The organism is Mesorhizobium sp. M1E.F.Ca.ET.063.01.1.1, assembly GCF_003998155.1.
Lineage (GTDB): Bacteria > Pseudomonadota > Alphaproteobacteria > Rhizobiales > Rhizobiaceae > Mesorhizobium.
In genome coordinates this window covers 1-2837 of the sequence record NZ_RZSC01000743.1, presented here as the reverse complement: position 1 = coordinate 2837, position 2837 = coordinate 1, and the positions used below count along the sequence as shown (strand labels likewise).

The window sequence follows — 2837 nt, the reverse complement described above, 5'->3', positions numbered from 1 at the left end:
ACATTGGGCTGGACGTGCCGCTCGATGGCAATTGCAGTCGGCGCTTGAACTGAGGGCGAGAGCGTGGAGCGAATTTTGCGGCGACGGGCCAAGTCGTGATCTGGCCACCGCGACTTGGGTCGCTGCTCGAAACATCGGCGCAACTGCGTTGCCATGCGATGGCTTTGACTGGCGAAGGGGGGAGTGATGACGGACAATGACCAAAGAACAACCCGCGGCGAGGCGCTCGGCGTAATCGTCTGCCGGCTCGATGAGCTGCGCCAGCTGGCTGCCTCGCAGGGGCTGGAACTTATCGGCTACCTTTTGGACGTCGCGTTCAATGAGGCATGCGACGCGATCAGAAGGGAGCGTTTATCCGCTCAGGGCCATGAAACCGCGGGCTAGCGTCCGACACCACCATGGGCCTCCATGGGCCCCTGGGGGCGGTGAGCAGGATCAAAAGTCGTTTGGAGGAAGGGATGCGCAAAATCGTCGCCGGCAAGCTGCACGGCATCCATGTCACCGAGGCCAATCTCGACTATCAAGGCTCGATCACGCTCGATGCCGACCATTGCGAACAGGCAGGCATCCTGCCGATGGAGTTTGTCGAGGTCTGGAACAAGAATTCGGGCGCGCGGATTTCGACCTATGTCATCCTCGGCGAACGCGGTTCGCGCTGCTGCATTCTCAACGGCGCCGCGGCCCGCACCTGCCAGCCAGGCGACCAGGTCATCATCTGCAACTCGGTCTATGTGGACCAGGCGGAGCTCACCTCGCTCAAACCGCGTGTGCTGACCTTCGACAAGGATAATCGGATCGTTGACCGCCTGACCTATTCGGTCGAGCGCGATGCGGGCGGAGGCTACAGCTTCTCCATCCTCGACGAAGCTCGCACTCCCCTGCCCGTGCCGGCTCTGGTGGGCAGATCGTGACGGGCTCCCAAGTCCGTTATCTCGGCTGATACCCAAACGCTTTTGCTGATGGAGGTGGAATGAACGCGGAACTTGGCCCGGACCTGACATCGGACCCTCTCGGTTGGGCGCTTCCGCCTTGGACCCGGGCGGAAGCCCAGGCTATCCACGATCTACCGTTCAATGACCTGCTGTTCCGGGCCCAGACGATCCATCGTGAGAATTTCGATCCAAACCGGGTGCAGCTGTCGCGCCTGCTGTCGATCAAGACCGGCGGCTGCCCCGAGGACTGCGGCTATTGCAGCCAGTCCGCCCATCACCAGTCCGGGCTCAAGGCCTCGAAGCTGATGGAGATCAAACGCGTCATCGCCGAGGCGACGAAGGCGCGCGATGCGGGTGCCACGCGCTATTGCATGGGCGCAGCCTGGCGCAGCCCCAAGGAGCGCGACATGGACGCCGTGGTCGCCATGGTCGAAGGCGTGAAGGCTCTCGGCATCGAGACCTGCATGACGCTCGGCATGCTCGACCTCGGCCAGGCCCAGCGCCTCAAGCAGGCAGGCCTCGACTATTACAACCACAACATCGACACCTCCGAGCGCTACTATAGCGAGGTCATCTCGACCCGAACCTTCACTGAGCGGCTGGATACACTTGCCAATGTCCGCGAGAGCGGCATGAAGGTCTGCTGCGGCGGCATCGTCGGCATGGGCGAGGAGAAGGCTGACCGCATCGACATGCTGGTGACTTTAGCCAACCTGCCGGAGCCGCCCGACAGCGTGCCGATCAACATGCTGATCCCGATCGAGGGCACGCCGCTTGGCGAGGCCGACCCCATCGAGCCGATCGAATTCGTGCGCACCATCGCGCTGGCCCGCATCATGATGCCGAAATCGCATGTGCGGCTTTCGGCCGGCCGCACGGCGATGAGCGACGAGATGCAGGCGCTGTGCTTTTTCGCCGGCGCCAACTCCATCTTTGTCGGCGACACGTTGCTCACCGCCGAGAACCCTGGCGAAGACAAGGACACCGCGCTGTTTCGCCGGCTGGGCATCAAGCCATTTGCGCGTGAGGCCTTGTGAACGGCAGTGGCTTGCTCGACCGCTACAGGGCGACCTTGAGCGGGCTCGCCCGCAAGAACCGTTTGCGGGCCCTGAGCGGTCGCGCTGGCCTCGATTTCGCCTCCAACGACTATCTCGGCCTCGCGCGCTCGAAGCGCATGGCCGAGGCGGTCGCCGCGGCACTCGCGGCAGGCACGCCTGTCGGGGCGACAGGGTCGCGGCTCCTGCGAGGCAACACGCCTGAGCACGAGGCGCTCGAAGCCAAGGCGGCCGGCTTCTTCGGCGCCGAGCGCGCGCTGTTCTTCGGCGGCGGTTATGTCGCCAATTTCGCCGTGCTCACGACCTTGCCCCAGAAGGGCGATCTGATCGTGCTGGACGAACTCGTCCATGCCAGTGCGCATGAGGGGGCGCGGGCCGGCCGCGCCGAAGTCATGCTAGCCGCGCACAACGATGCGGGCGCCGTGGACGACGCAATCCGGAGCTGGCGCGCGAGCGGCGGCGGCGGCCGGCCCTGGATCGTGGTCGAGAGCCTCTACAGCATGGACGGCGACCGGGCCCCCCTTAGAGAAATGATCGAGGTCGCGGACCGCCACGATGCATTCCTGTTCGTCGACGAGGCGCACGCCACCGGCGTCTACGGCCCGGACGGTCGCGGTCTGGCGCACCACCTCGAAGGCCGCGACAATGTCGTGGTGCTGCACACCTGCGGCAAGGCGCTGGGCGCATCCGGCGCGCTGGTCACGGCGCCCACCGTGCTGTGCGACTATCTGGTCAACCGCTGCCGGCCCTTCATCTATGCCACCGCGCCCTCGCCGCTGATGGCGGTGGCGGCTGCGACGGCCCTCGACATCGTCGCCGACGAGCCGGAGCGCCGCGAGCGTCTGGAGAG

The 2837-nt window shown here is 65.2% G+C and carries 4 protein-coding genes; all 4 read left to right on the top strand.

Annotated elements, in window-relative coordinates; all coding sequences use genetic code 11:
• The first annotated feature begins 186 nt into the window (after positions 1-186).
• Positions 187-384 (top strand): hypothetical protein, encoded by a 198-nt coding sequence (locus EOA29_RS31580; protein WP_127222093.1) that lies wholly within the window; start codon positions 187-189, stop codon positions 382-384.
• A 74-nt stretch (positions 385-458) separates the two neighbouring features.
• Positions 459-911: an aspartate 1-decarboxylase gene (gene panD / locus EOA29_RS31575; protein ID WP_127222092.1), complete on the top strand. Its 453-nt coding sequence runs from the start codon at positions 459-461 to the stop codon at positions 909-911.
• A gap of 59 nt (positions 912-970) precedes the next feature.
• On the top strand, positions 971-1969 hold the full coding sequence (gene bioB / locus EOA29_RS31570) for a biotin synthase BioB (RefSeq protein ID WP_127222091.1): 999 nt from the start codon (positions 971-973) through the stop codon (positions 1967-1969).
• Positions 1966-2837 (top strand): 8-amino-7-oxononanoate synthase (locus tag EOA29_RS31565; RefSeq protein ID WP_145969906.1); only part of this gene is annotated, 872 nt, incomplete at its 3' end. The genes bioB and EOA29_RS31565, both read left to right, overlap by 4 nt.

Coding starts and splice junctions, on each gene's coding strand:
- EOA29_RS31580 (WP_127222093.1), top strand. CDS start 187: ATGACGGACAATGACCAAAGAACAACCCGCGGCGAGGCGCTCGGCGTA.
- panD (WP_127222092.1), top strand. CDS start 459: ATGCGCAAAATCGTCGCCGGCAAGCTGCACGGCATCCATGTCACCGAG.
- bioB (WP_127222091.1), top strand. CDS start 971: ATGAACGCGGAACTTGGCCCGGACCTGACATCGGACCCTCTCGGTTGG.